The 25,307-nt window shown below is 70.0% G+C and carries 19 protein-coding genes and 3 pseudogenes; 3 read left to right on the top strand and 19 right to left on the bottom strand.

Annotated features, from left to right (window positions below; translation table 11 throughout):
• Positions 1–8: 8 nt before the first annotated feature.
• From AC16DP_RS39865 to AC16DP_RS39805, 13 genes and pseudogenes are all read right to left on the bottom strand, one after another.
• The gene (locus AC16DP_RS39865; RefSeq protein ID WP_329731998.1) at positions 9–2,720 is read right to left on the bottom strand and encodes a PAS domain S-box protein; all 2,712 of its coding nucleotides are present in this window, start codon (positions 2,718–2,720) and stop codon (positions 9–11) included.
• 266 nt (positions 2,721–2,986) lie between these two features.
• Positions 2,987–3,793, bottom strand: a pseudogene (locus AC16DP_RS39860) (alcohol dehydrogenase catalytic domain-containing protein); the annotation flags it as partial.
• A gap of 191 nt (positions 3,794–3,984) precedes the next feature.
• Positions 3,985–4,107, bottom strand: coding sequence for a hypothetical protein (locus AC16DP_RS39855; protein ID WP_329731997.1), 123 nt, complete (start codon positions 4,105–4,107; stop codon positions 3,985–3,987).
• A gap of 38 nt (positions 4,108–4,145) precedes the next feature.
• Positions 4,146–4,292, bottom strand: a pseudogene (locus AC16DP_RS39850) (ISAzo13-like element transposase-related protein); the annotation flags it as partial.
• Between the two features lie 18 nt (positions 4,293–4,310).
• Positions 4,311–5,777, bottom strand: a complete 1,467-nt coding sequence (locus tag AC16DP_RS39845) for a hypothetical protein (RefSeq protein WP_329731996.1) — start codon at positions 5,775–5,777, stop codon at positions 4,311–4,313.
• Between the two features lie 8 nt (positions 5,778–5,785).
• Complete coding sequence (locus tag AC16DP_RS39840; protein WP_329731995.1) at positions 5,786–7,048, bottom strand: hypothetical protein; 1,263 nt, start codon at positions 7,046–7,048, stop codon at positions 5,786–5,788.
• Between the two features lie 59 nt (positions 7,049–7,107).
• Complete coding sequence (locus AC16DP_RS39835; RefSeq protein ID WP_329731994.1) at positions 7,108–7,557, bottom strand: arsenate-mycothiol transferase ArsC; 450 nt, start codon at positions 7,555–7,557, stop codon at positions 7,108–7,110.
• A gap of 19 nt (positions 7,558–7,576) precedes the next feature.
• Entirely contained in the window at positions 7,577–8,683 is a 1,107-nt protein-coding gene (gene arsB / locus AC16DP_RS39830) for an ACR3 family arsenite efflux transporter (protein ID WP_329731993.1), read from the bottom strand.
• Between the two features lie 43 nt (positions 8,684–8,726).
• The gene (locus tag AC16DP_RS39825; protein ID WP_329731992.1) at positions 8,727–9,092 is read right to left on the bottom strand and encodes an ArsR/SmtB family transcription factor; all 366 of its coding nucleotides are present in this window, start codon (positions 9,090–9,092) and stop codon (positions 8,727–8,729) included.
• A 76-nt stretch (positions 9,093–9,168) separates the two neighbouring features.
• Positions 9,169–10,809 (bottom strand): hypothetical protein, encoded by a 1,641-nt coding sequence (locus tag AC16DP_RS39820; RefSeq protein ID WP_329731991.1) that lies wholly within the window; start codon positions 10,807–10,809, stop codon positions 9,169–9,171.
• A gap of 37 nt (positions 10,810–10,846) precedes the next feature.
• On the bottom strand, positions 10,847–13,270 hold the full coding sequence (locus tag AC16DP_RS39815; protein WP_329731990.1) for an alkaline phosphatase PhoX: 2,424 nt from the start codon (positions 13,268–13,270) through the stop codon (positions 10,847–10,849).
• A gap of 107 nt (positions 13,271–13,377) precedes the next feature.
• On the bottom strand, positions 13,378–13,878 hold the full coding sequence (locus tag AC16DP_RS39810; protein ID WP_414640781.1) for a DUF192 domain-containing protein: 501 nt from the start codon (positions 13,876–13,878) through the stop codon (positions 13,378–13,380).
• A 44-nt stretch (positions 13,879–13,922) separates the two neighbouring features.
• Positions 13,923–14,345, bottom strand: a complete 423-nt coding sequence (locus tag AC16DP_RS39805; RefSeq protein WP_414640779.1) for a TIGR02266 family protein — start codon at positions 14,343–14,345, stop codon at positions 13,923–13,925.
• Here AC16DP_RS39805 and AC16DP_RS39800 point away from each other — a divergent pair.
• Together AC16DP_RS39800 and AC16DP_RS39795 are read left to right on the top strand one after the other, a co-directional pair.
• Positions 14,344–16,704 (top strand): hypothetical protein, encoded by a 2,361-nt coding sequence (locus tag AC16DP_RS39800; RefSeq protein WP_329731988.1) that lies wholly within the window; start codon positions 14,344–14,346, stop codon positions 16,702–16,704. The two genes, AC16DP_RS39805 and AC16DP_RS39800, sit on opposite strands and share 2 nt — an antisense overlap.
• Before the next feature lie 92 nt (positions 16,705–16,796).
• Complete coding sequence (locus AC16DP_RS39795; RefSeq protein ID WP_329731987.1) at positions 16,797–17,264, top strand: YybH family protein; 468 nt, start codon at positions 16,797–16,799, stop codon at positions 17,262–17,264.
• Positions 17,265–17,287: 23 nt separating this feature from the next.
• Here AC16DP_RS39795 and AC16DP_RS39790 read toward each other — a convergent pair whose 3' ends face one another.
• The gene (locus AC16DP_RS39790; RefSeq protein ID WP_329731986.1) at positions 17,288–18,259 is read right to left on the bottom strand and encodes a homoserine kinase; all 972 of its coding nucleotides are present in this window, start codon (positions 18,257–18,259) and stop codon (positions 17,288–17,290) included.
• Positions 18,260–18,399: 140 nt separating this feature from the next.
• On the opposite strand from AC16DP_RS39790, the gene AC16DP_RS39785 reads away from it, so the two are divergent.
• Positions 18,400–19,995 (top strand): tetratricopeptide repeat protein, encoded by a 1,596-nt coding sequence (locus AC16DP_RS39785; protein WP_329731985.1) that lies wholly within the window; start codon positions 18,400–18,402, stop codon positions 19,993–19,995.
• A 71-nt stretch (positions 19,996–20,066) separates the two neighbouring features.
• Here AC16DP_RS39785 and AC16DP_RS39780 read toward each other — a convergent pair whose 3' ends face one another.
• The 5 genes and pseudogenes from AC16DP_RS39780 to AC16DP_RS39760 form a co-directional block, all read right to left on the bottom strand.
• Entirely contained in the window at positions 20,067–20,561 is a 495-nt protein-coding gene (locus AC16DP_RS39780; protein WP_329731984.1) for a hypothetical protein, read from the bottom strand.
• Positions 20,558–21,886: a cyclic nucleotide-binding domain-containing protein gene (locus AC16DP_RS39775; protein ID WP_329731983.1), complete on the bottom strand. Its 1,329-nt coding sequence runs from the start codon at positions 21,884–21,886 to the stop codon at positions 20,558–20,560. The genes AC16DP_RS39780 and AC16DP_RS39775 overlap by 4 nt, the downstream gene beginning before the upstream one ends.
• 43 nt (positions 21,887–21,929) lie before the next feature.
• On the bottom strand, positions 21,930–23,939 hold the full coding sequence (locus tag AC16DP_RS39770) for an FHA domain-containing protein (protein ID WP_329731982.1): 2,010 nt from the start codon (positions 23,937–23,939) through the stop codon (positions 21,930–21,932).
• 225 nt (positions 23,940–24,164) lie between these two features.
• On the bottom strand, positions 24,165–24,791 hold the full coding sequence (locus tag AC16DP_RS39765) for a hypothetical protein (protein WP_329731981.1): 627 nt from the start codon (positions 24,789–24,791) through the stop codon (positions 24,165–24,167).
• Between the two features lie 12 nt (positions 24,792–24,803).
• Positions 24,804–25,181: pseudogene (locus AC16DP_RS39760) on the bottom strand (AHH domain-containing protein); the annotation flags it as partial.
• Positions 25,182–25,307 lie beyond the last annotated feature (126 nt).

The following is a 25,307-nucleotide window of genomic DNA, read 5'->3' as shown; positions in this document are numbered from 1 at the left end:
AGTTCCGCTCAGGCCAGCGGCAGGGTGAAGGTGAACGTCGTGCCCTGACCGAGCTGGCTCTCCACGTCGATGCGCCCCCCGTGCGCCTCGACGATGCCCTTGACGATGGCGAGCCCCAGCCCCGCCCCGGCGTTGCGCGCATGGCGCGCCTGCCAGAAGCGATCGAAGACGTGGGGGAGGTACTCGGGCTCGATGCCCTGCCCCGTGTCCGAGACGGAGATGCGCACCACGCCCTCTCCCGGCTCCGCGCGCAGGCGGATGAGGCCTCCCGCCGGGGTGAACTTGAGCGCGTTGCCCACGAGGTTCTGGAGGACCTGGTGGATGCGGACGCGATCGGCGCGCACGGGGGACAGCCCCGGCGCCAGCTCCACCTCGATGCGCAGGGACTTGTCCGCGGCGAGCAGTTCGTTCGTCTCGCGGGCCATCGTCAGCAGCAGGGCGACCTCCACCTCCTCCATGTCCATCGACAGGCGCCCCGCCTCCAGCCTGGCCACCGCGAGCAGATCCTCGATGAGCCGGTTCATGTCGAGCACGGACTGGCGGATCCGCCCCAGGGACTCGCGGGCGCCGTTGCCGGCCTCCCCCTTGGGGATCTGATACTGCTCGGTGAGGGTGGTCAGCAGGGAGATGGCGCTCAGGGGCGCGCGCAGATCATGCGAGACGATGCTGAGCGTCTCGTTGCGCAGCGTGATGGCCTGCTGCGCGGTGACGTACAGGCGCGCGTTCTCCAGGGCCTGCGAGGCCCGGTGGGCGAGCGCCCGGAGCAGGACGAGCTCCTCGGGGCCCTGCGCCTGGCGCGCCGGACCCAGTACCAGGACGAGCGCGCCCAGGCTGCGCTCGTGCACCACCAGGGGCAGGGCCAGGAGCCGGCCGCCGGGCACGAGCACCGGCTCCCCCGTGCGCACCGCCTGCTCCATAGCCTCCCCGAGGGAATCGCCCCGCATAGACGCCTCCCACGTGGGCTCGCTGGCGGCCACCACCCGCTGCCGCTTCTCCAGGGGCCCCTCCCCGAGCAGGAGCGCGCACCCATCCGCGAGCGCCGGCACCACCAGCCGGGCCACCGCCCGCGCCGTTTCCATGTAGTCCAGGGAGCGCGCCAGCGAGGCCCCCACCTCCGCGAGGAAGCGCTGTGACTCCTCCCGCTTGCGCTGCTCGGTGACGTCCCGGAGCACGGCCGCGTAGATGCGCTCGTCGCCCAGCTCCAGCCGGGTGATGGACACCTCCGCCGGGAACAGCTCCCCATCCTTGCGCCGGCCCTCCACGCGCCGGCGCGTCCCCATGCGGCGCGAGGCCTTCTCCGCGGACGTCGCGAAGCCCTGGAAGTGCTGGGCGTGGGGCTCGCGCTCCCGCTCCGGCAGCAACAGGTGCAGCGACTGGCCCATCACCTCCTCGGGCTGGTACCCGAAGGTGTGCCGCGCCCCCTCGTTGAAGAGCCGGATGCGCTGCTCCTCGTCCACCGCGATGATCGCGTCCGCCGCCAGCGAGACGAGCCCCGACAGCTTCGCCTCCGAGTGCCGCAGCGCCTCCTGGGTGCGCCACTGCTCGGTGATGTCACGGAAGTAGACGGAGACCCCCTCCGGCGAGGGGTACATCACGAACCGCGACCACCGGCCCGGGATGGCGGAGGGCACCTCGGCCTCGAGCGGCACCTGCTCCCGCGCCGCCCGGACCATCAGCTCCTCCAGCTGCGCGCCCGCCTCTCCGGGGAAGCACTCGCGCAGGTGCCGGCCCAACAGTTGCTCCCGCTTCAGCGAGAGGTACCGCTCCGCGTGCTGGTTCGCGTAGGTGGAGCGCCAGTCGCGATCGAAGGCGAGGAACCCATCGGTGATGCGCTCGAACACCGCGTGCAGGCGTGCGCGGGCCGCCTCGGCTTCCTCGCGCGCGGCCTCCTCCCGCGCCAGCCGCCGGGTGGCCTCCTCGGCGACCCGCCGCGCGGTGATGTCCTCATGTGTTACCACCACCCGCATGGGCCCGGGTCCCACGTAGCGGGTGACGCGCATCTGGAACCACTGCGGCGCGGATGCGTCACCGCCCAGGGCGTACTCCTGCTCGAAGCCCTCCCGGAGCCCGGCGAGCACGTCCCGGATGCCCCGCGCGGCGGCGCGCGAGTCCTCCAGCCCCTGCCGCGCGGCCGCGTCCGCCACGGCCAGGTAGTTCTCCCCCACACCGCAATGGCAGTCGCGGCACGTTCCAGCCACCAACCCATGGCGCGCCGCGAAGCGCCGCCAGGCCTCGTTGACGGAGACGATGACACCGGCCTCGTCGAGCACCGCGATGTGCGCCGACAACGAGTCCAGCACCGAGCGCAGGAACTGCTCCGACTCGCGCAGCACCCGCTCGGCCCGCTTCCACTCCTGGATGTCCCGGAAGAAGATCGACAGCCCGTCCTCCGACGGGTACGCCCTCACCTCGAACCAGACGGACAGCGGCGGGTAGTACTCCTCGAAGCAGACCGGCACCTGCTCGGCCATGGCCCGGTGGTACTGGCGATGGAACGCGGAGTGGACCGCCTCGGGGAACTCCTCCCAGACGTCGCGGCCCAGCAGCTCCTGTCTGGAGCGCTGCAGCAACCGCTCCGCCTCGGCGTTGAGGTAGGTGAAGCGCCACTGGCGATCGAATGCGATGAAGGCATCCGTGATGCGTTCCAGCGTGCTGAGCTCGAGGCCCTCGGCCCAGACCGTCTTGGGCAGCAACCGAGCCGCTGGCAGGAGCAATTCCATTCGGGCGTCCATTCACGGAGAGGAGAGAGCAGTGACTTCGTCCGTGAAACCCCAGGATGTCTAGACTCTGTGTAGGCGCGCAAGGGGACGCCCCTCCCGAGGCGCCCCCACGTCCGTCCCCACTCACCTGAAGTTGAGACAAAGGTTGGACATTTTGCGCACCGAGGAGCTCAGCGCTGTCCGCGGGAGCCGAGCAAGCCAATCACCACCGCGGGGATCAACACCGGCAACGCGCGGCGGGTGTGGTGGCTCCACGAGTCGACCCGGATGCCCAGCGCGCGATGCATCGGCCCGCCCGCGGCCTCGCAGCCCACCGCCTCGATGGTGGCATCCGCGCCGCGGCCTTCCGTCATCCCCTTCACCGTGGTGACGAGGTCCAGGTCCTTGAAGTTGAGCGTCTCGACGCCCAGCCAGCTCCGGGCGAACTCGAGCCGGTAGTCGACATGGTCGACGGCGATGACCCGGCCCGCGCCCATGGCCCAGGCCGACCACATCGCGAACAGGCCCACCGGGCCGCACCCGAGCACCAGGACCGTCTCACCGCCCTTGAGATCGCACATCTCGGCGGCCTGGTAGCCGGTGGTGTACGCGTCCGTGATGGGCAGGGCGTCCAGGTCCTCGACGTCCTCGGGGATCTTCTCGGCGTCCACGCCGATGAAGGGCACGCGGACATACTCGGCCTGGCCGCCGTCGTAGCCGCCCATGGTGTGCGAGTAGCCGTAGATACCGGTGCCCGCGTCGGTGGCCGGGTTGGTGTTCTCGCAGCACGCCGTTAGACCCCGCGTGCAGTAGTAGCAGCCGCCACAGAAGATCTGGAACGGCAGCATCACCCGGTCGCCCTTCTTGATGCCCTGGGCCCCCGGGCCCACCTCCTCCACGATGCCCGTGAACTCGTGGCCGAACGTGAACCCGATGCGGGTGTCCGGGACGAGCCCGTGCAGCAGGTGGAGGTCGGAGCCGCAGATCGCCGCGCTCGTCACGCGGACGATGCCGTCCTGGGGATGCTCGATCTTCGGCTCGGGTTTGTTGCGTACGGAGACTCGATACGGTCCGTCATGGGTGAGAGCTCGCATGTCGCGACGTTGTGCACCTTCACGGCAGGTGACACCGCCCGTCCGTCGAGCCCCCAGCGGGCTGCCAACCGATGCATTCGAGCAGCGCTCGCTGGCCTCGGACGCACACCAGCCAGCCTCGTGCCTGCCTGAGCGCCCTCCAGCCCCTCGTGCCTCAACTGGAACGAGCCCGCTTCACCACCTCTGTCCTGTCAGGGGTCCTCCCGTGCCATCAGCTCCAACGCGGCCCGGACCTGCACCAGGCCGAAGCCGAACGCCGCGTCATGGCCCGGAGGCCCGAGATCCTTCGCGGAACGCTCGAGCAGGTCGCGCACCTGGAGGGGGGTGGGTGCTTTGGGTGTCGCGGGAACAAGCTCTCGCGTTCGAGGTGCAGCGACTGCATGTCTTCATCGCTCACCTTCACGCCCGTCGGGTATTCCTCCGTATCGAGCGTATCGAGTGCCGCCTGAATGCGTAGCCCTGTTTCTGTCGTTGTACTCCCAATCAGGTTGACGACGACTGCAACGTAAATCCCCCCCTACCACTCCTCCGCCTGGGCGACCGGCACGGGCGCGGAGAAGCCTGGCGGCGGCGTCCCGCGGAAGGCCCGGGGAAGCTCCACGTAGAGGCCCTCCCCCTCCAGGTCCATCACCTCCTTCTCGGTGACGTCCGCCTTGTCCAGGTGGGCGCGGGCGCGGAGCACCTTCGAACGCCACTCGCCATCCACCAGCATGCGGCGGACCACCGGGTCCAAACCGGGGCGAATGGCCATGAAGCTCCCCTTCACGGGCCACCCCTCGGCCGTCTCTCCCTCCAGCCGGAACTCCTTGGCGACGACCTCCCGGTCGCGCTCCGGCTCGAATTGGATCTGGGTGAGGATTCCACCCGAGGCAATCCGCGAGGCGCCGAGCACGTGGTCCGGGAAGAGCTCTTCCACGGCCGGCCTGGACGGTGGGTTGCGCTCGTCCGCGTGTTGAAGCTCCAGGCCCCGGTGGCGGCGCAGCTTCACCGCCTTCACGGTGATGGGGGTGCCCCACTGGTGCCAGAGCCGGACCGGCACAGTGAGCCGCCCTTCGCCGTCCGCCGTCGCGGGCCCCGGCTGGGCCAGCAGCCGCACCGTCCCCTTCGTCATGAACACCTCGAACGCGGGATTCTTCAGCTCGAGGGCCTTGCTGGCACCGAGCGAGTCTCCCTTCGCGTCGAAGGCCTCGCACCGCACGAGGAAGTACGAGTACAGGGCCGTCTGCGCACGCGCGCTGAAGTCGTGGACGACCGTGCCCTCCGTGGTCTCCACCGTCGTGCCATCATCGAATGACCAGACGTACCGGACCGGGTGGAAGCGCGGATTCTCATCCCGCCCCTTCGCCAGGAAGGAGTCGATGTCGGGGTTGTGGCCGATCGGCGAGGCCGTCAGGCGCACGACGTCCCCGCTGCCGGGCTCCAGGGAGTGCACGAGCTCGAACTCATTGGGGAGACGGCAGTCCTTCACCTCGATGTCCGGCAGCGGGACGGTGGCGTGGGTGCCGTCACGGCCCGTCACGCTCACCGTGTAGCCGCCGCGCTCGGGAAGCCCCCCCTTGGAGGACAGGGAGAGGCGGCGCAGGGAGACGACGGGGCCCGCCTCGCCGCCGACGCGGTAGCGGAGGAAGGCATCATCGGCTCCACCAGGCGTGCGCGCCTTGACGGTCACCAGGACGTCCTCGTTGAAGCAGACGGACGTCTTGTCGGCGGAGACCTCTTCGATGACCGGCGCCGCCGGTGGTGGCAGCCTCGCGATGGGTGGCACCGGCTCTCCCGAGGGCTGCGGCCCGGGGCCACGCGGTGCCAGCATGGAGGGCTTCTGCCAGAGCGGCTCCCTCCCAGCGTGCGGCTCGACAGGCGAGGTGTCCACCGGCCCGGCGGACAGTGGAACCGCCTGCTCCTCGCGCTGGAAGAACCAGCTCAGGAGGGCGAGCGCGGCGAAGCCCGCGAGGGCGAGGAGGGCTTTGTTCCGGCGGCTGCTCATGAAGTGCATCAGTGAACCCATCCCCACCGGTAGGTGTCGGAGGACGACGTGCACTTGCACGTATTGCCGCTCCACCACGCCGGGTTCAGCTCGTACTGGTTGGCATCGCAGTAGCCGCCCTGGCACGCCCAGTCGAACAAGGCGTAGGCGGACGACACGGTGCCGCCCGTCTTGTAGCCCTGCGCCCCGGTGCGCTCGTAGAAATAGCCGCTCGTCTCGATGTCGGTTCCCGAGGGCCCGTCACTGCCCGAGCCCCACTGCGCGGTGCGGTAGCCCCCGGTGTACGCGAAGTCGTGGCCGAACGCCCATCCCTCGGCGGGATCCGTATAGAGCCAGCGCGCGCAGTCGCCCTTGTTCTGGCACTCGACGGCGCGGTCCCACTCCCAGCTACAGAGATCCGGCCTGGACTGGGCGTGGTCGAGCGGATACTTGGATTCACCGTAGCCTCCGCTGCCGGCGCACACGTCGGCGCCCACACCGGTGACGGCCGCGTGGCTCTTCGTGCAGCACGTGTCGTGGGCGTGGGCGCCCGGGTTCGCCTTCATCGCCGTCCAGCCATAGGCATCCCGCATGAAGCCCGTCGGGTCATTGCCGTCAGCGGGACACGTCCTGCCGAGCAGGCCACCGAACACCGCCTCGCAGTTCTGGCCATCGCCCGCCAGACCGTGGGCGTAATCGAGCGTGTCGAACGCGATGTCGTTGTCGTGATTGTCGTTGCGCCAGAACTGCACACAGTCGGCGTCGTAGCCAGCGTGTCCCGCGGCGGGGTAGACCTTCACCCAGGCGGTGACATAGTCGGTGCCGTACCCGCGGGTGCCCGGCCATACCCGGTAGTAGTCGGACACCGAGACCTGCACGGTCTGGCTGAAGATGCGCCCCTTCTTGTCCTTGGCCTTGCCCTGACGCCAGTGGTGGCTCGCACGCTGGACGGACGCGCTTGAGCCCGAGTCCCAACTATAGACATGGAGCGGAGCGCCGTTGTTCCAGCGCTCGATGGGCGCGCGCTGGTTGGAATAGCCATAGTCGGACCACTGCTTGTTGCTGGTATAGACGGTGACGCTGATGATCGACCCGGCGGGAATCTGCCACCAGCCCAGCTCGCGGCTCTCCCACCCGTTGGCCGCGTAGAATTTGGTGCTGGAGTAGCCCCAGGCGTTGCAGGCGCGCAGAACCCGGTGGGTGTACTGCTGCGCCCGCGCGGGCGTGGGCGCCACGAGCACTCCCACGGCGAGGCTGAGAATGAATGCAACTGCCTGGAACCGCTTCATCATGGATTCTCCGGAGGGAGGCGGATTGCGGCCGGAGAGCCAAGACGAGTGTTCCTGAAAAATCAAGTATCTCCAGGATAGGCCGTCAGCGTCCCCCGCGGGGTGCGCTCCTGTACGAGCCAGCCCTCACGGGCCAGGAAGGCCGACACGCGCGCGCGCACCTCGTCGCGAATCCGCCGCACGCGCTCCACCGGCTTGCCCTTGGGATCCTCCAGCGGCCAGTCGTCGCGCTTCAGCCCGGGCACATGCGGACAGGCCTCGCCACAGCCCATGGTGATGAGCCACTGCGCGTCCCGGGCCAGCTCGTCCGTGAGCCGCTGGGGCTTCGCTCCCGACAGGTCGATGCCCAACTCGGCCATGGCGGACTGGACCTCCGGGTGTACGCGCTCCCCGGGCTGCGTGCCGGCGGACACACCCCGGGCCTTCTGGGGATCGGCCAGCGCGTTGAAGAAGGCCGCCGCCATCTGCGAGCGGCCGGCGTTGTGGACACAGGCGAAGATGACCGTCTTCATGCTCTCTCCTGGACAGGGGCTACTTCGGGCCACCGAAGCGGCGGGGCAGCACGGTGGACTCCGCCCCCGGGAAGAACCGGCGCCGCAGCCACAGCGACAGATAGACGAGCGCGATGAGCGCGGGCACCTCGATGAGCGGCCCCACCACCCCCGCCAGCGCCTCGCCCGAGGCCATGCCGAACACGCCCACCGCCACAGCGATGGCCAGCTCGAAGTTGTTGCCCGCCGCGGTGAAGGACAGCGAAGCCGTCTCCTCGTAGCTGAAGCCCAGCTTGCGCGAGAGGAAGAAGGCCGAGGCGAACATGATGATGAAGTAGAGCAGCAATGGGAGGGAGATGCGCACCACGTCCATCGGCAGGCGGGTGATCTTCTCCCCCTGCATCGCGAACATCAGCACGATGGTGTAGAGCAGCCCGAGCAGCGCGGTGGGCCCCAGGCGGGGGAGGAACTTCGTCTCGTACCACTCCTCGCCCCTGAGCCGGGAGAGCCCGATGCGGGTCAGCGCTCCCGCGGCCAGCGGCACACCGAGGAAGATGAGCACGCTCTTCGCGATGCTCCACATGGACACATCGAAGGCGGAGCCCTCGGCCCCGAGCCAGCCAGGGACCACGGTGATGAAGAACCAGCCGAGCACCGAGTAGAAGAGAATCTGGAAGACGGAGTTGAGCGCCACCAGCACCGCCGCCAGCTCGTTGCTGCCGCAGGCGAGCATGTTCCACACCAGCACCATGGCGATGCAGCGCGCCAGGCCGATGAGGATGAGGCCCGTGCGGTAGTGCGGCAGGTCCGGCAGCAGCAGCCACGCCAGCGCGAACATCAGCACCGGCCCCACCACCCAGTTGAGCAGGAGCGAGACGCCGAAGAGCCTGCCTCGCGAGCGCAGCCGGCCCAGCTCGCCGTAGCGCACCTTCGCCAGCACCGGGTACATCATCCACAGCAGCCCGAGCGCGATGGGCAGCGACACCGTGTCCAGCTTCACCGTGTCCAGCCTCGCGCCGAGGTCCGGGAAGGCCCTCCCCAACCCGATGCCCAGCGCCATGGCGGCGAAGATCCACACCGGCAGGAGCCGGTCGATGAAGGAGAGTTTCCTGACGATGCTGTCGGAGGCCGCCGCCGTGGTGGTCATGGTGAGAAGGAGCTCCAGGAGAGAGGAGCCAGCGAGGCGCGCCTCACCGGCATGAATCGGGGCCTCGCGCCGCCAGCAGGCGCTCCACGTCCTGCCTCAGCACCTCGCGCCGGCCGAAGGCGGAGACCAGCGTCTTGAGCTGCTGCTTGCAGAACTCGTCCAACTGAGGGGCCAGCCGGTAGTAGACCCAGCTGCCCTCCCGGCGCGACTCGACGATGCCCACCGAGCGCAACACGCCGAGCTGCCGCGACGCGTTGGGCTGGGACAGGCCCAGCGCCGACTCGAAGTGACAGACGCACAGCTCCCCATGGGAGAGCAGCGCGACGATGCGCAGCCGCGTCTCGTCCCCGAGCGCCTTGAAGAAGCGGGAGGCCTGACGGACATCCAACGTGGAGACAGCGGCGGACATAACGACATCACAATATTCGAATGTCCTGCTGCCGCAACAAGCCCCGGGTGACATCCGCGTCACGGAGCCCGCCTGCTCACTCCCAGTCCAGGTGCAGCCGCCCGTCCGGATAGACGCGGCCCGCGTCCTCCAGGCCGGTGGAGCCGTTCTCCAGCGTCTGGTGCACGTTCCTCGGGGGCGCCAGCAGCGTGTCCCGGCCCTTGATGAAGGACTGCTCCCGCACCAACGCGAGGTACGCCTTGTCCAGCGCCAGCGCCCGCTCGCGCGAGGGGCTCACCAGGAAGGCGAGGTCCTTGTCCCCTCCCCTCGCCGCCCGGCGCACCGTGGCCTCGTCCAGCACCCCGCCCGGGAAGAAACGCGTGAGGATCTCCTCGTTGGCGCGGAACTCGTCGCCCCCCTTCACCCGCTGGAAGTACGTCAGCACCTCGGGGTCCACGTGGCCCCGCTGCGGTACGTCCTTCATCCCGCGCAGGTCCTGGTACCGCCAGCCCTCCCGGCCCGGCACCTTGCGCACGAAGGCGAACGTCTGGTCCACCGTCACGCCCAGGTTGCCGTGGCAGCCCATGCAGTACAGGTGCTCCTCCATCGTCTGCAGGCGCAACCGGCCCTCGGCGTCCTCGATGAACCCCTGGAGTTGCCAGCCGAAGTCGTTGAGCAGCCCCACGTCCGGCGTGCCCGCGTACACCGGCAGCAGGCCGCGCATCTTCTTGTCCTTCTCCTCCTCGTACACGTTCAGCGTGCGCCAGGTGTCAGAGCCCCCCACCTTGCGCATGTAGCGCAGCTCCTTCATGCGTGTGGCCAGCAGCGCGGGCTCGTCCGGATCCACGTAGCGCACGGAGTGGAGGAACTCGGTGCCGCCCGGGTACACGTTGGTGGCCACCGGCTCCTTCCCCGCGCCTCCCACGTACGTCGCCGGCAGGCCGATCAGCTCCGTCACCTCCGCGGAGAGCTGCCCGTCCCGGTCCAGGTCCACTCCAGCCACGCGCTCGTCCAGCGGCTCCACCGTGCGGCGCAGCTTCTCCGGCCGCGACTCGGTGGGCTCGGCCGTCATCGCTGCTTCGAGGATGGACAGGTTGATGCGGTACACGTCCCGCGACGGCCTGCCCGCCGCGTCCCGCCGGAAGGCCGGTGGCAGACGGATGAAGACGTCATCCGTGCTGCCGTTGGTGGGCCAGAAGGTGCCCAGGAAGGGCTTGTAGCGCAGCGCCCGCCAGCCGCTGCCATCGCGCGCGAAGCCGTCCTCGTCGAAGCCCTTCGCGAAGTCCAGGTCCGGCGTGTAGCCCGGGTAGCCCTCGAGCCGCTCCAGCGCCTCGCGCAGCGGTGAGTAGTTGTCCTCGCGGATGTACGCGAGCACCTCGTCGTCCGAGATGCGCGCCACCGCCGCCGAGCGGTCCGCGAAGAGGTTCGTCCAGTGGTTCGTCATCCCCACGTCCGAGAAGGCGTACTCGGACTGCAGGGCGGCATCGTCCATGCCGTTGAGGCCGACGCCTCCCGTGTGACACGTCCAGCAGGGGTTCGCCACGCCGTCCGTCTTCGTGTAGCACATCGAGGGAATCGGAGCCTCCCGGTTCTCGATGCGCATCCCCACCGCCCTCGCCTGGGCGAGCGGATCGTACGCCGGCCTCCGCCCCACGAGGGCCCCGGCCGCCAGCACCGCCAGAAGCGCGGGGGCGATGAAGGCCCCTCGCGCGCCGCTCTTCACGAAACGACGGAACATCCGAAGCGAGCTCCCTGCCGCGTGACTGCGTGACCGCCTACTTCGCGGGCCAACTGCTGAAGGTGTCCTCGCCCGGGTGCTGGACGCTGAAGAACAGCGTCTTCATGTCCGAGCTGAACGCGGGGCCGGTGGCCTCGGCATCGCTGGGCGTCGCCACCACGCGGAAGGCCTTGCCGAAGGTGGGCGCGACCACGCCGTCGGCGCCCGTCTTGTGGGCCGGATCCAGGTCCAGGTAGTAGAGCGCGTCCGCGGAGCTGTTGCCGCTGGCGCCGTAGTTGCCGTCCGTGCCGAACCACACGCCGCCCTCGCGGTCGATGGCGAGGTTGTCCGGGTTGGCCGCCACGTACGTCTGGTCCGTGCCCGGCGTCACCTTCGAGCCCTTCCACACGCGCTCGAAGCTGAACGTCTTCGAGGCGCCCGGGTGGGCCGCGTCGGTCTCGCGAATGGCGAAGATGGCGCCCGTGGTGTCCGTGCGCGCCTTGGTCTCGTCCACGCCCTTGTACGTGGTGCGCGTGCGCGCCACCCACGTGTTGTTGGCCTTGTCCAGCGCGGCGGTGATGAGGGTGCCGTTCTGGCGCAGCGCCGTCTGCTGGCCGTGCTGCGTGAAGGCCACGTAGAGCGTCGGCGTGCCGCTCGGGTCCTTCGGGTTCCAGTCGAGATCCTCGGGCCGGTTGAGCTCCTTCACGCCGATCTTCATGGTGGCGGTGAAGAGCGCGCGCCGGACGTCGGCGTCCGTGGGGAAGCCGCCCATGCCGTTGTAGCTCACGTCACGCAGCGCCTGGCCCACCGTCAGGTCCGGCAGGGTGAGCTCCTCCGCGTTGCCCGCGTACGGCATGGCCTGGCCGGCGTTGGGCGCCTTGTCCTCGTCGTTGTCCACCGACAGGCGGATCCACCTGCCCTCGCCCGGCGCGCCGCCCACGGTGTCGATGCCGCTGGCGTTGTCCAGGTTGGCGAAGTGGGCCACGTAGAGCGTGCCCTCATCCAGCAACTGGCGGATCTCCGCGCGCGTCATGCCCGCGGTGTAGACGCCCTTGCTGACGAACTTGTAGATGCCTCCGCTGCGCCGGTCGTCACCGCCGTAGACGACGATGGGCTCGCCAGGGAGGAGCTTCCAGTCCGCGCCCACCGCGAAGGTGGCGTTCTCCCAATGCGCGCGGCCCATGCCGCCCAGCTTGCGGTGGCCCACGCCCGCCGTGGTCTTCCCGTAGTACTCATCCGGGGCCGCCTCGGGATCGATCTCCGCCAGATAGCCGTTCATGTCCCGCGCGTGGCGCGCGTTCCTCGAGGCCGTGTCCTCGTTGGGCGTCGGGCTGAACTGACCCGACTTCTCCGCGGCGAAGAGGGGCGACACGTTGGCGCCCGCCGCGAAGGGGTTGGTGGTCACCGGGTCCGTCGTCCGGGGCCGGAAGTTCTGGCCGCTCCAGCCCGACTCCAGGTCCCCGTAGTAGTCCTGGACGTTCTCCTCGCCGGAGAAGATGGTGCCCCACGGCGTCTGGCCGCCGGAGCAGTTGGCCTGGGTGCCCACGACCACGCCCTCGGGCAGCTCGGTGCCGTCGTCCTTGTGGTCCAGGCCGGACAGTGGCTGGCCCACCACCTTGAGCAGCGTGCCGCTCGTGGCGTCGAAGCGCTTCGCCGCCGCGCCCCGATCCACCTGCCACTGGTGGGTGGCGTAGTCCTTCACCACGCGGAACCAGGAGCCGCCCACCTGGCGCTTGTACTGCTGCGTGTAGGTCTGCAGGTCCGCGTCCGCCCACCGGGAGGCGTTGACGTCGTTGTTGAGCACGCCCACGTAGCGCAGGAAGCGCGCCAGGACGTGGTGCTGGCCCGACGCGCCGGTGCTCGGCGTGGGACGGCTGTTGGAGATGTACTCGTGGTTCACCCACACCCAGCCCGCGCCGCCGCTGCCGTTGAACTGGGGCGCGCCCGCTCCCTGCCAGCCGTCACCGAAGTAGGCGATGTAGTCCGCGTTGGCGCCGAAGCGCGGCGACGTCTTCGCGTCGTAGCTCTTGAAGGTGAGCGGCTCCAGCCAGCGCACCACCACGTTGGAGCTCAGCCCCGGCACCGTGCGCACGGTGTCCGTGGCGGCGGCCGTCAGCGGGAAGCCGTCCGTGGCCGTGCCCCGCGCCTGGAGGTCCACGCGGCGCTTCACCAGGTCCACCAGGTTCGTCGCGCCCTCCCCGCCCACGAAGTTGACGGCCACCATGGAGGACAGCGGCGTGGTGGGATCCAACGGCGTACGGCCCTCGGCACCCGTGGGGCCCTGCGAGCCCGGAGCACCGTCCGCTCCCGGAGTGCCCGGAGCACCGTCCGCTCCCGGAGTGCCCGGAGCGCCGTTGGTGCCGTTGACGCCATCCCTGCCATCGGCGCCCGGGGGACCCTGCACACCCTGGCAGCCGACTCCGGCCAGGGCGCTACCCAGCAGGAGCGCGCTCGTGGCGAGCCCCAGAAAACGAGAAGACATGAGTGAAACCTTCCTCGGAGTCGTGGAAACGCCCGCCGTTCGGGCACGGGCGCGCGCATCCTGCGAGCACCGTGTGGCGTTCCCTTGAGAAGGGGGTCACATCTTCATCACGGCACGACGCGAATGGACTCCAGGCCCTGGAAGCGCACGGTGCCACCGCGCTCGAGGCCGTGGGCCCTGCTCCAACCGCCGGGCACCTCCAGCACGTAGCGTCCGGGCCGTCCCACCGAGCGCGAGGTGAGCGTACGCGGCTGGGCGTTCTCGACGATGCCGACGATCTTCCCCGCCGAGTCGATGAAGATCATGTCCAGCGGGATGAGCGTGTTGCGCATCCAGAAGCTCTGGACCTCTTCCTCCGGGAAGATGAAGAGCATGCCCTGCCCGGCGGGCAGTTCCTGGCGCCACATCAGCCCGCGCGTGCGCGACTCCGGCGTGGCGGCCACCTCCACGTCCACCCGGTGCACACCGCCCGCGGCGTCCTCGAGCAGCACCCAGGCCCTCGGCAGCGTGGCTCCTACGTATTCCTTCGCATCCACGTCCAACACCTTCCGGCCCCTACCCACTGGCGGGGATGGCTTGTCCCTGGCCTCGGGAGCCTCCCAGGCCATCAGCAACAGCAGCACGGCCCACGGCCCGCGCGGCCAGCGCCGGCTCAACCCTGGTGGAGCTGCTTGTTGAGCAGCTTCTCCGTCAGCTGCGTGCCGAGGCTGTCCGCCATCAACCGCTCCACCACGCCCTCGAACTCGCCGCGCTGGCGGTCGTCGTTGTAGATGAAGCGGATGCCCATGCCGGGCTCCTCGGCGTCGCCCTTGGACCAGACGACCTCGCCGAGCAGCTCGAAGGGCGCCTCGCGCTGGGGCACGGTGAGCTTGAAGAGGAAGCGCGTCCCGATGGGCAGCGGCTTCTTCGTCTTGATGAAGGTGCCACCCTTCGAGATGTTCTTCGTGTAGTCCGCGAAGAACGAGTTGAGCTTCTTGTAGTCCACCTTCAACTCGATGGGCGCTCGAGTGTGTTGGCGGATTTCGGCGCTTGTCTTCTGTTCGGCCATGCTGGGGGGAGTATAGGAGAAGGCCATGCGGCAAGTCCTCTTCCGTGCCACAGAGCTGCTCCGGCGCCCCCCGGTGCTGGTGCTCGCCGGGGCCCTGGCGGCTGGCGGCTCGGCCCTCGTGTTCCTCCCCCTCTTCGGGGTGCCCGGCTTCGAGCTGGGCCTCACCCTCTCCATCGCCGTGGGTCTGCTCGGGGGTGGGGTGGGCATCGCCGCGGTGCACCAGGAGCGCCGCCTGCTCGCCGGACAGGCTCCCGGGCAGGCTCCGGACGCACCGCGCCAGGACACCCCCGGCCGCATGGCCTGGAGGGCCCTGGCCCCCGCCCTGCTCCTCGACCTGGCCGTCCTGGTGCCGCCCTTCCTCGCGGCCACCCTGTACGCCCTGGTCGGCACCCGGTGCGACCCCTTCTCCCTGGTGGGCTTCTACCCCCTGCTCACCGTCCCCTCGGCGGTGCTGTCCGCCGTCGCCGGTGTCTTCTGCGGCTTCGCCACCCGCCGCTGGGGCCGCGCCGTCCTCCTCTACCTGGGGCTCTTCCTCCTCTCGGCGGTGCCCACCGCCTGGCCGCTCGTCTTCGGGCCCCAGGTCTACGCCTTCAACCACTTCCTCGGGCACATGCCGGGGCCCCTCTATGACGAGGCGCTCTCCATCTCCTCCGCCCTCCTCTGGTTCCGGCTGGAGACGCTGCTCCTCTCCCTCGCCCTCCTCGCGCTCACCGTGCTCTGCCTGGACGTGCCCGAGGCCCGCCTGCGCCGCCCCCGCCTGCGCGCCGGGGCGCTCGTGCTGCTCGGCGGGGTGCTCGTCCCCATCATCCTCCTGGAGGCGCATGGCACGGACCTGGGCCTGCGGATGACGGACGAGGCCCTGCTGGCGCGGCTCGGCGGGGTGCGCGACACGGAGCACGTCCAGCTCGTCTACCCCCGGGGCCTGCCCCGCGAGAAGGTGGAGCGGATGGCGCGGGACATCGAGTTCCGCTACGCCCAGCTCGCGCGCTTCCTCGGCGCCGCCCCCGAGGGCCGCATCCGCGTGTGGCTGTACCGCTCGGACGAGGAGAAGCAGGCGCTGGTGGGCGCGGGCCGCACCCAGTTCGCCAAGCCCTGGCGCCTGGAGCTGCACATCAACGGACGCGAGTTCCCCCACTCCGTCCTCAAGCACGAACTGGCGCACGTGATGGCGGCCCCGGCGGGCAGCGCGCCCTTCCGCGTCACCACCCGGCTGGGCGTGTGGCCCCTCATGGGCGTCATCGAGGGCATGGCGGTGGGCGCGGACAACGCCGTCCAGGGAGATCTCACCCTGCACCAGTGGGCCGCGGGCATGCGCCGGCAGAAGCTGGCCCCGGACATCCGCAAGCTGGTGGGCCCCGAGGGCTTCTACCAGTCCGCCCCCGCCCGCGCGTACACGCTGGTGGGCTCCTTCCTGCGCTACCTCGCCGACACCTACGGCCCGGACAAGCTGCGCGCCCTCTACGCCCACGCCGACTTCCAGGCCGCCTACGGCCGCCCCCTGGACGCGCTCGCCACCGAGTGGGAGACGTTCCTGGACTCGCTGCCCCTGGACGAGGCCACGGTGAGCCGCGCCTTCCAGCGCTTCCGCACCGGCAGCCTCTTCTCCCGCGCCTGTGCCCGCGAGGTGGCCCTCCTCCAGGAGGAGGCCCGGGACTTCCTCGCCAGCGAGCCGCAGCAGGCCCTCGAGCTGTACCAGCGCGCCGCCCGCCTCCAGCCCCAGGAGCCCTCCTTCCTGCTGGGCCAGGCCACCGCGCTGGACAGGCTGGAGCGGCCGGACGAGGCCTCCCAGGTGCTGGCCGCGCTCGCCGAGCAGGTGAAGGGCCAGCCCTCGCTGGAGGCGGAGGTGGCCCTGGCCCAGGCGGACACGGTGTCACGGCGGGGGAACAAGGAGCAGGCACGGGCCTTCCTCGAGCGGGTGCTCGCGCTCGCCCCCAGCCCGGAGGTGACGCGCACCGCCCAGGTGAAGCTCGCCGCGCTCGAGTCCGAGTCCCGCGCCGGCCCCATCCGCTCCTACTTCCAGGAGACACAGGAGGAGCTGCGCCTGTTGCGGCTCGCCACCGCCCTGGAGGGCACCCCGAAGGACCCCTACCTGAACTACCTCCTCGGCCGGCGCCTGCTCCAGGTGGACGCGCCCGTGGACGCCCTGCCCCACCTCTCCCGGGCCCTGGAGGGCGAGCTGCCCGATGCCCTGCGCCGCGAGGCCCTCCGCCTCCGGGTGCAGGCGGCCTACCTGGCCGGGGACTGCGGCACCGTCCGCCACGAGGTGGGCGCCCTGCCCGACTACGGCCCCGCCTTCCGCGCCGTCACCTCCGAGTGGGCCGAGCGCTGTGACTTCGAGGACCGCCACTTCGGGGGCCCCCTGGTGCCCCGCGACGCTTTCCGATAGACGCGCCAGCCACCCGGCTTCAATCCCCTCGCTCCCGGCACGGGGAATGCACCTTCCCGTGCGCGGTTGCCCCTCACGGAGACTCCACGACCATGAATGTCCGTCCGTTGCTCGTCTGTGCCCTGCTGGTGTTCGCCGCCTGCACCCCCCGCAACATTCCCGGCACGCAGATCGCCGACACCGAAGACAACCGCGCCATCATCAACGTGATGGAGCGCTTCCGCGCGGCCCTCGAGGCCCGGGATGCCAAGGCCCTCCAGGAGCTCGTCTCCAAGTCCTTCCGGGACAACGCCGGCACCGAGGACCCGTCGGACGATCTCACCTATGACAACCTGCCCCAGGCGCTCCCCGCCCTCTTCGCCCGGATTGACTCGCCCCGGGTGACCATGGACATCCGCAAGGTGGACGTGAAGCAGAACGGCGTGGCCACCGTCATCTACTACTGGAACGCCACGTGGCGGGCGCCGGGGCTGCTGGACAAGCCCCAGCGCGACTCCGAGCTGGAGCAGATGGTGCTCCAGAAGGAGGACGGGAAGTGGCGCATCGTCACCGGCTTCTGAGCCGGTAGGCCCGGCCCGCGCGCTCAGACACCGACGAGCGCGCGCAGGCCCTCGGGCCCCATGTGCGCCAGGGTGCGGGCCCGGGCCAGGTAGGTGCGGAAGTCCTTCGGTGCCAATTTGTCAGGCGGCAGCCCGGACAGGTGGAAATCCCGGATGCGGCTGGCGGTGTAACGCACCGCACCGAAGAGCGCGTGGCCGAAGAGGCTCTCGCGCTCCACCGGCACCAGGGAGCGCTCCACCTGGTAGCCGCGCAGCAGCGCCCGGCACAGCTCCGGCCGGTAGGCGCCATTGTCGAAGCACCACGCGTTGAGGGTGATGGCCACGTCCAGCGCGTAGAAGTCCCGGCACGCCATCTCGAAGTCGAAGAAGGCGCTCACCCGGTCCCCCAGCCACTTCACGTTGTCCATGAAGAGGTCCGCGTGGATGATGCCGCGCGGCTCCAGGCCTCCGCGCGCCGCCTCGGCCCGGGCCAGGTAGCCCCGCAGCTCTCCGGCGATGGCGGACAGCTCCGCGTCCGGGTGGCGCTCGAGCTCCTCCAGCCAGCCGCCCACCACCTCCGGGCCGTAGGGGTTGGGGCGCGAGCCGCTGAAAGACAGGGTGACGCGGTGCAGCTTGCCCAGCTCCAGGCCCAGCGACTCCAGGTGCTCCGGGGTGAGCTGCGCGCGGGTGAGCTCCTCGCCCGCCAGCCACGCGAAGACACTCACCCGGCCCCCCTCCATCTCCAGGAAGGGAGCGCCCTCGCGCGTGAGGAGGAGCCGCGGCGCGGGGCAGTGGGACTCGTGGAGCAGCGCGAGCAGCTCCGCCTCGAAGCGCAGCACCTCCGCCGAGCGCACCGTGGTGTGCCGCACGAAGAAGCGGCCCGAGGCCGTCACCAGCCGGTAGTTGGAGTTGATGGAGCCCTGGGGGATGCCGATGAACTCGCGCACCGTGCCGAGTCCGTAGGCCTCCGCCAGCCGGCTGAAAGCCTCCGCGTCGATGGTGGTGTAGAGCGCCATGATGTCCTCCCCGCGGCACACGCGCCGCCCCGGATGGGTGCCCCGCGTTGACGCTTCGGGGTGCCGTGCCTATCTACGGCCGACCCCATCGTCTCATCCATAAACGTCTGAAACCATTCAAATTTCAGGAGGCAGCCTCCATGACCCCGACGAATGGAAGCCCCGGCGGACCGCGGGACGGGAGGAGGCGGGAGAGCCTGCCGGGCGCGCTGGTGCAGCTGGGCGTGGTGGCGGTGATGCTGGCGGGCGCGGTGACGTACGTGGTGCACCGGGGACAGGTGCGCCAGCAGGTGGACGCGCGGATGAAGGCGGCGCGGACGCAGGCCCAGCGTGACAACCCGGCGGACCTGCGCAAGGCGCTGGAGGAGCTGGAGGCCCTCTTCCAGGTGGAGCCGGACGCGAAGGATGCCCGGGCGCTGGCGGCGGACGTGAACATGCGGCTGTGGCTGGAGTACCGCCAGCCGGAGGCCGAGGCGAAGGCCCGCGAGCAACTGGCGCGCGCCGAGGCCCTGGACTCGCGCTCGGGCGAGCGCTACGGCACGCGGGCGATGGTGCTGCTGGCCGAGGGGAAGGCGGCGGAGGCGGAGAAGTACCTGGAGGACTTGAAGACGCAGGGCGCCAAGAGCCCGAAGCTGGCGCTGGCCGAGGCGCAGGCGCTGCGGGCGCGCGGACGGCTGTCGGATGCGCGGCAGGCCTTCGCGCGGGCCAGTGAGGCGGCGTGGAGGGAGCCGCGCTACCCGGTGGCCCACGGAGAGGCGCTGATGGACGAGGGCATGTACGGCCAGGCCGCCGAGGCGCTGAAGAAGGCCACGGCCGCCAACCCGGAGCACCTGCGCGCACGGCTCTCGCTGGCACTCGCCCGGCTGTACCAGGGCACGGGGCGGGAGGAGGCGGCGAAGACGGTGTCGGACGTGCTGGCGCGCGAGGCCGAGCTCTCCCCGGCACTGAAGGCCCGGGCGCTGACGGTGCGGGCCGCGCTGGCGCTGACGGGAGGGAACACGGACGAGGCGCTGAAGGATGCCGGGGAGGCACTCGCCGCGTCGCCGGAAGAGCACCATGCGCTGTTCATCCGCGCGCGGGCGCTGGCGATGAAGAAGGACGCGGGCGCGCGCACGGCCTTCCAGGAAGCGGTGGCGAAGCGGCGCACGGCCACCCTGCTCTACCTGGATGGCGCGAAGGCGCTGCAGCAAGCGGGGGATGGCGAGGGCGCCCTGGCGCTGCTGGACGGCTACGAGAACGTCTTCCGCGACGTGCAGGTGCCGGCCCCCGAGGGGAAGACGGTGGCCGCCCTGGATCGGGATGACCGGTACTGGCTGGCGCGGGGCCAGGTGATGGAGGCACTGGCGCGCTCGGAGGACGCGATGGCGGCGTACGACCGGGCACTGGCGGTGAAGGGCGTGGGCATGGCGCGTGCGCAGTACGCCAAGGCCGCGCTGCTGCTGGCGCGCAAGGACTACGACGCGGCCCGGCCGCTGCTCACCGAGGTGGCTCCGGAGAACGGCATGGGCGCCATGCCCGAGGCATACGAGGCCATGGGTGAGCTGCTCTTCGCCAAGGGCGAGTTCGCCAAGGGCTGCCAGCACTACTTCTTCGGGTTGAGCCGCGCCCAGTTGAACGGGACGCCCGTCGAGGCACTGAAGGCCAAGGCCACCAATGTGGAGAAGCGCCTGGCCTCCGAGGGCCAGCCCGCCATGGCCAAGGCCTGGAAGACCGAGACGGACGCGCTGCTGCAGTAGGGGCACGGGCTCGACCAGGGGCCCGTGGCACCCTCACCCCGACCCTCTCCCGGAGGGCGAGGGAGAGGATTTCAGAACAGCTCGGTGGGGCTCAGGGAGCGGTGCTTCGCCTGCACGATGCGCCACTCGCCGTCGTCCTGCTTCTCGAATGTGCCCTCGATCAGGTAGGCGCTCAGCACGCTCTCCTGCGCCAGCGTCTCGAGCTGATCCGTCTCCGAGCGTCCGAAGATGATCTTCATCTGCACCTCACCGCGGCTCGGGTTCACCTCGGTGACGTTCAGGTCCTTCACGAAGATGCGGACCCAGTTGCCCCGGAGCACCTGCCCCAGCAGCACGCTCTTCACCTGACGCTTGTCCCACCCCTCGCCCGTCTGGAAGTTCTCGGCCACGCCCTCCATCAGCTCGGCCATGTCCTTGCGCTCGGCGGCGTCGGTCATCTGCACCACCTTGCGCGTGATGGCCTCCTTCACCCCGGGCTCTTCCCGAGGCCAGAAGGCCAGCACCGCCCCCGCCGCCACCAGCCCCAGCACCACTCCCAGTACCTGCCCTCTCGACAACGTCATCATGCGCCGCCGTCCGTCAGCAGCTCGTCCGCGTCGATGATCTCCGCGGGCCGCAACGCCTCGCCAATCTGCTTCAGCCGGCGATCCGAGAGCTGCTCCAGGTACTTCTTGATGTGCGGATACGTCTTCACCAGCTCGTGGAACGCCGCGCGCTCGAGGAAGAACGTCGCCGTCTTGCGCGCCGACACCACCGTGGCCGTCGCGCGCAGGCCCGTGAGCAGGGAGATCTCCCCCGCCACCTCCCCCTCGCGCAGCACGCCCAGGCGCACCGTGCCTCCCGCCGGATCCTCCTTCTGCACCACCAGCTCGCCCGCCAGCACCAGGAAGAGGCCCGGCGAGTGCTCGCCCTCCACCAGCACCTTCTCCCCGGGCTGCAGGGCCCGGAAGGTGAAGCGCTGCAGGAGCGCGGTCCGCTCGGACTCGGGCATGGGCTGGAACAGCGGCGAGGTCGCCATCACGTTCCGCTCCATGCGCTTCTGAGCGAAGGTGGCCAGCACCTGCGGCATCGACGGGAAGCTCTTGGCCACCGCGTTCAGGTGCTCGCGGCGGATCTCGAACACCTCGATGTCCGACACCGCGGTGATGCTGGCCGTGGTCAGCGCGCCCGTGAGCAGCGACAGCTCTCCGAAGATGGAGCCGCCCCCGAGGAAGCCCAGCGTCCGCTCCTCGCCCTCCGCCTGCCGCGTCACCTCGGCCTTGCCGGCGACGATGACGTGCAGCCGGTCCGTGGCCTCGCCCTCGCGGCTCACCACCTCCTCGGGCTTGATGGAGCGGTAGCCCATGCGGCCCACCAGGTCGATGAACGCGTCACGCTCCAGGTCCGCGAAGAGCGGCAGCGGCGGCCGATCATTCGGGTTGGCCGTGCCTCCCGGATCCGGCGCGGCGAGCACCTCGATGGCCCGGTCGCTCAGCTCCTCGCCGGACAACCCCATCAGGTCCGTGTCCACCTTGCCGTCATAGAGCGTCTCCGGCGGCAGCGGCGGAGGCACCGAGGCCCGTCCCGTCACATTGCGCGCCGCTCGAGCGTGCAGCCGCACCAGCGTGTCCTTCAGCCGCCGCTCCTGGGGCGCCAGCTCCAACCCCAGCTTGCACGCCGCCATCGCGGACAACAGGTAGTCGCGCCGCAACAGCCCCTCGGCGCAGGCGTGGTAGACGGTGACCGCCCGCTCCCGCTCTCCCAGCTCCGCCAGACACCGCGCCGCCAGCATCCGCGAGCGGTGATCCGCCGGGAGCCGGCGCACCGCCTCCGCGAACACCGCGAGCGCCCGCTCGAACTGGCGGTCCTCCAGCAGGTCCAGCCCCAGTTCCCGCAATGATGACTCGTTCATCCCTGTCCTCCACGAACCATGGACACCGACCCTACCCCACTCCCTACTGTTCGAGCGCCAGGAGTTGTGTCTCCGCCTTCGTCTTCAGCTCGGAGCCCTCGGACGCGAGCTGGAAGACGAGCCGGAACTTCTCCGTCGCCTCCTCGGGCTCCCGGTCCTTGATGAGGTAGGCCTGCCTGAACACGTCATTCAACTTCGCCTGGACGGATGCCAGTCCCGCCTGGGCCTTCTCGTCCTCCGGGCTCAGGCGCAGGGCGTCGTTGAAGAAGCCGTTGGCGTTGGCCAGGTCGCCGCGCGCCAGGGCGGCCTTGCCCGCGACGACGGCGGAGGCGGCGAGCTGGCCGTTGAGCGTGTCGCCCACGGGCCCCTTGAAGCCGATCTGCCGGTACAGCTCGGCCGCCGAGCGCAGCGGACGGGCCGCGGACTCCAGGGCGTTGGCCTGCACCTTGCGCTGGGCGTCCTGGTAGACGCGCGCGAACTGGGGCAGCAGCTTCTTGAGCAGCTTCGCCCGGTCGCGGATCTCCTTGTCATCCGAGTGGGCGTCGATGACCCGGTCGCACTCGAGCGCCGCGCGCGAGTAGTCCCCCGCGTTGAAGCGCTGCTCCACCGGGGAGAAGGCGGCGGCGATGAAGGCCTCGCGCTGCTCCTTGGCGCGGCGGGCCGCGGCGGCCCTCGCGGCGCGATCCTGGGCGGCAGCGTCCCGGTCCTCCTGGGCGATCAGCGCCTCCAGCTCCTCCAGCTTGCTCAGGTAGAGCGGCTGGCGCTCGATGGGGAGCTGACGGATGAGCGCGCGGGCCCCTTCCACGTCCCGGGCATCCAGCGCCATCTCCACCTGCTTCACCCGCCAGGCGACCTCCGCCGTGGCCAGCTCGGCGTCGAGCTTCTCGCGCATCTCCTCCGTCTTCACGGTGCCGTGCGGCGTCTTGGAGAGCAGCGCGCGGGCCTCCTCGAACCTGTTCTCGCCGGCCAGCTGGCGCACCTGCTCGAAGGCCTGCACGATGGCCAGCTCCGCGCGCGCCGTCTGCAGGAAGCCATGGGTGGGGATGCCCGGAAAGGTGGCCTCGGCCTCCTCGGCCAGCTTCACCGCCTGGGCGTAGTCGCCATTGCGGAAGGCGGCGCGCGCCTGCTGCATGAGGTCCTGGGCGAGCACCTCCTTCGGGTTGGGCGGCGGAGGGGGCGGCGGGCCCCGCTTGATGAAGAGCACGCCACCTCCGATGAGGGCGATCAGCAGCACCAGCGCGGCGGCGGCCAGCAGGCCCAGGTTGGTGCGCGGGGGCGGGCTGCGGCGCGGAATGTCCCGGATGTCGCGCACCTGCGTCTTCTTGTCGCGCTCGGCGTCGGGCTCCGCGCCCTCGGGGGTGGCGCCAGCGTCACCCGCGGTCCCGGCGGCCCCGGCCTCGGCGGCCTTCTTCGCGGCCTCCTCCGCTTCCTTGGCCTGACGCTCGGCCTCTTCCTTCTCCTTGCGCTCGGCCTCCTCGGCGGCGAGGCGCATCTGCCGGACGGCCTCCTGCTCGTCGATGAGGCGAATCCTCGTGCGGCCGATGGCGATGACGTCGTTGTGCTTGAGCTTGCACTCGTCCACGCGCTCGTCATTCACGCGGGTGCCGTTGCCGCTGACGAGGTCGCGCAGCATCACGCCGCTCTCGCCGCCGTACACCAGCTCCACGTGGCGGCGCGATACGGACTGGTCCAGGAGCATGAGATCGCAGTCCTGTCCCCGTCCGATGACCATGCGGACGCTCCGGAAGCGCTTCTTCCGGCCCTGATCCGGGCCCTCGAGGATCTCCAGCGTCAGGGGCGGACCGGCGCGCGTGGCGTCCGGGTTGTCGTCATCCTCCACGCCGGGCGTCGGGGTGCCCTCGTCGTCGTAGCCCTGATCGCCCGTGTCCTCGTCGGGCGGGTACGCCTCGTCCTCGGCGGCGCCGTACTCCTCGTCTCGGGGCGCATTGCGGCGCACCGCGCTGGCGGACTTGATGCGGGTGCTGTCCTGCGGAGCCTGCTGCGGCTCGTCGGAAGGGGACCTGCGGGAGGAGCGGCGGTTCGGGGGGGCCATGCGGTCCGGCATCTTAGAGCGCCAGCCCCAACACGCCCAACCCCGCTTGAACACAAGAGCTTTCCGGACGGATGCGGCCGGCTTCCACCCGGATGGAGACCCCTCACTCGCAGTCGGCTACGAGTGAAGCGTCCCCTGAATGTAGGCACATGTAAGCCCGCTCGTAATTGACGACGAGTGACACCCGTTCCGGAGCGCCCGGCGCACGCACACGGCAGGGCTCCATCAGTAGACGATGCAGTCGAACTTCTCGATGACGGCGCGAAGCTCTTCGGGGGTCGTCTCGAGCAGCCTGGCGGAGGCGGGAGCGTAGTAGGTCAGTGCCCGGGTCGCCGGTGGATTCTTGAGGAGCGTATCCGGGAGGATATCTCCATGGACGCCTGGCCATTTGACGCCACGCAGCGCAGGGGCTCGCGCGATAGGGTCCAAGATGGTGAAGCAGGGCCACTTGGGAAACCGGAGGGTGGCGGGGTCACAGCCCATGATGCGGCAGCCGTCCATGCGGGCCTCGGAGAAATCACAGTCCTCGATGCCCCCGTGCCCCGCCCTCTCCGAGTAGCCAGGCCAGTGCCCGAAATCGCAACCTGATAGCCGCCCCTTGAACCGGCATCCCTTCAGGGAGGCGAACACCCATTGCTGGTGGTTCTTCAACTCCTGCTTCACCTCGAAGGTGCAGTCGATGAACCGCGTGTCCTGGTCGAAGATCAGGTTCCCGCCGGAGACCTTCAGGACGAGGGTACAGTTGCGGAACGTCACGTTGGAGCCAAGGAAGTAGAGCGACCCCTTGTCTGTCAGCTCCAGCCGCTCGTTCTCGATGACCCGGTCCTCGTAGAAGACCTTGTTGTAGAGCATCCATCGCCCTCTTCAGAAGGTGAGCATCCGGAAGAACTCGCCCGCCATGCGCCGGCCATGCCGCGCCAGATTCGCCTCCGTCCCCGAGAGAATCTCGTACTTGAAGCCTCCCGGGACTTCCACATCGACGCCCTTGTTCCGGCTGAAGTTGTAGAGGTGCTTGAACTGACGGCTGACCTCGTTCTCCACGAAGCGCCCCCGGGCCTCGCGCTCCAACAGGCGGGCCAGCCAGTATTTGCCCTGCTTCTCGGCCCTTTCGATGGCAACGAGCTCGTTGTTCGAGAGCAGATGAGGCCCCCACTTCCTGGCGGCACGGGTGACGGCCTCCTGGAGCATGTCGCCCACCTTGTCCTCGGCGGGAATATCCGCGGCCGACTTGCCCCGGGGCAGGACGGCGTCCACATACTGCACCCCCGACATCACTCCCCAGCTCCGAGCAGGTGACGGTGACCTTGCGTGGGCACCCCCTCCAAGGAGTGCGGCTGCCAGTTACTCAGGCCTTTCGTACCCAGGACG

It is taken from the genome of Archangium sp., assembly GCF_057119385.1.
Note: the sequence above shows the minus strand (reverse complement) of the source record. Positions and strands in the feature narration are given on the sequence as shown.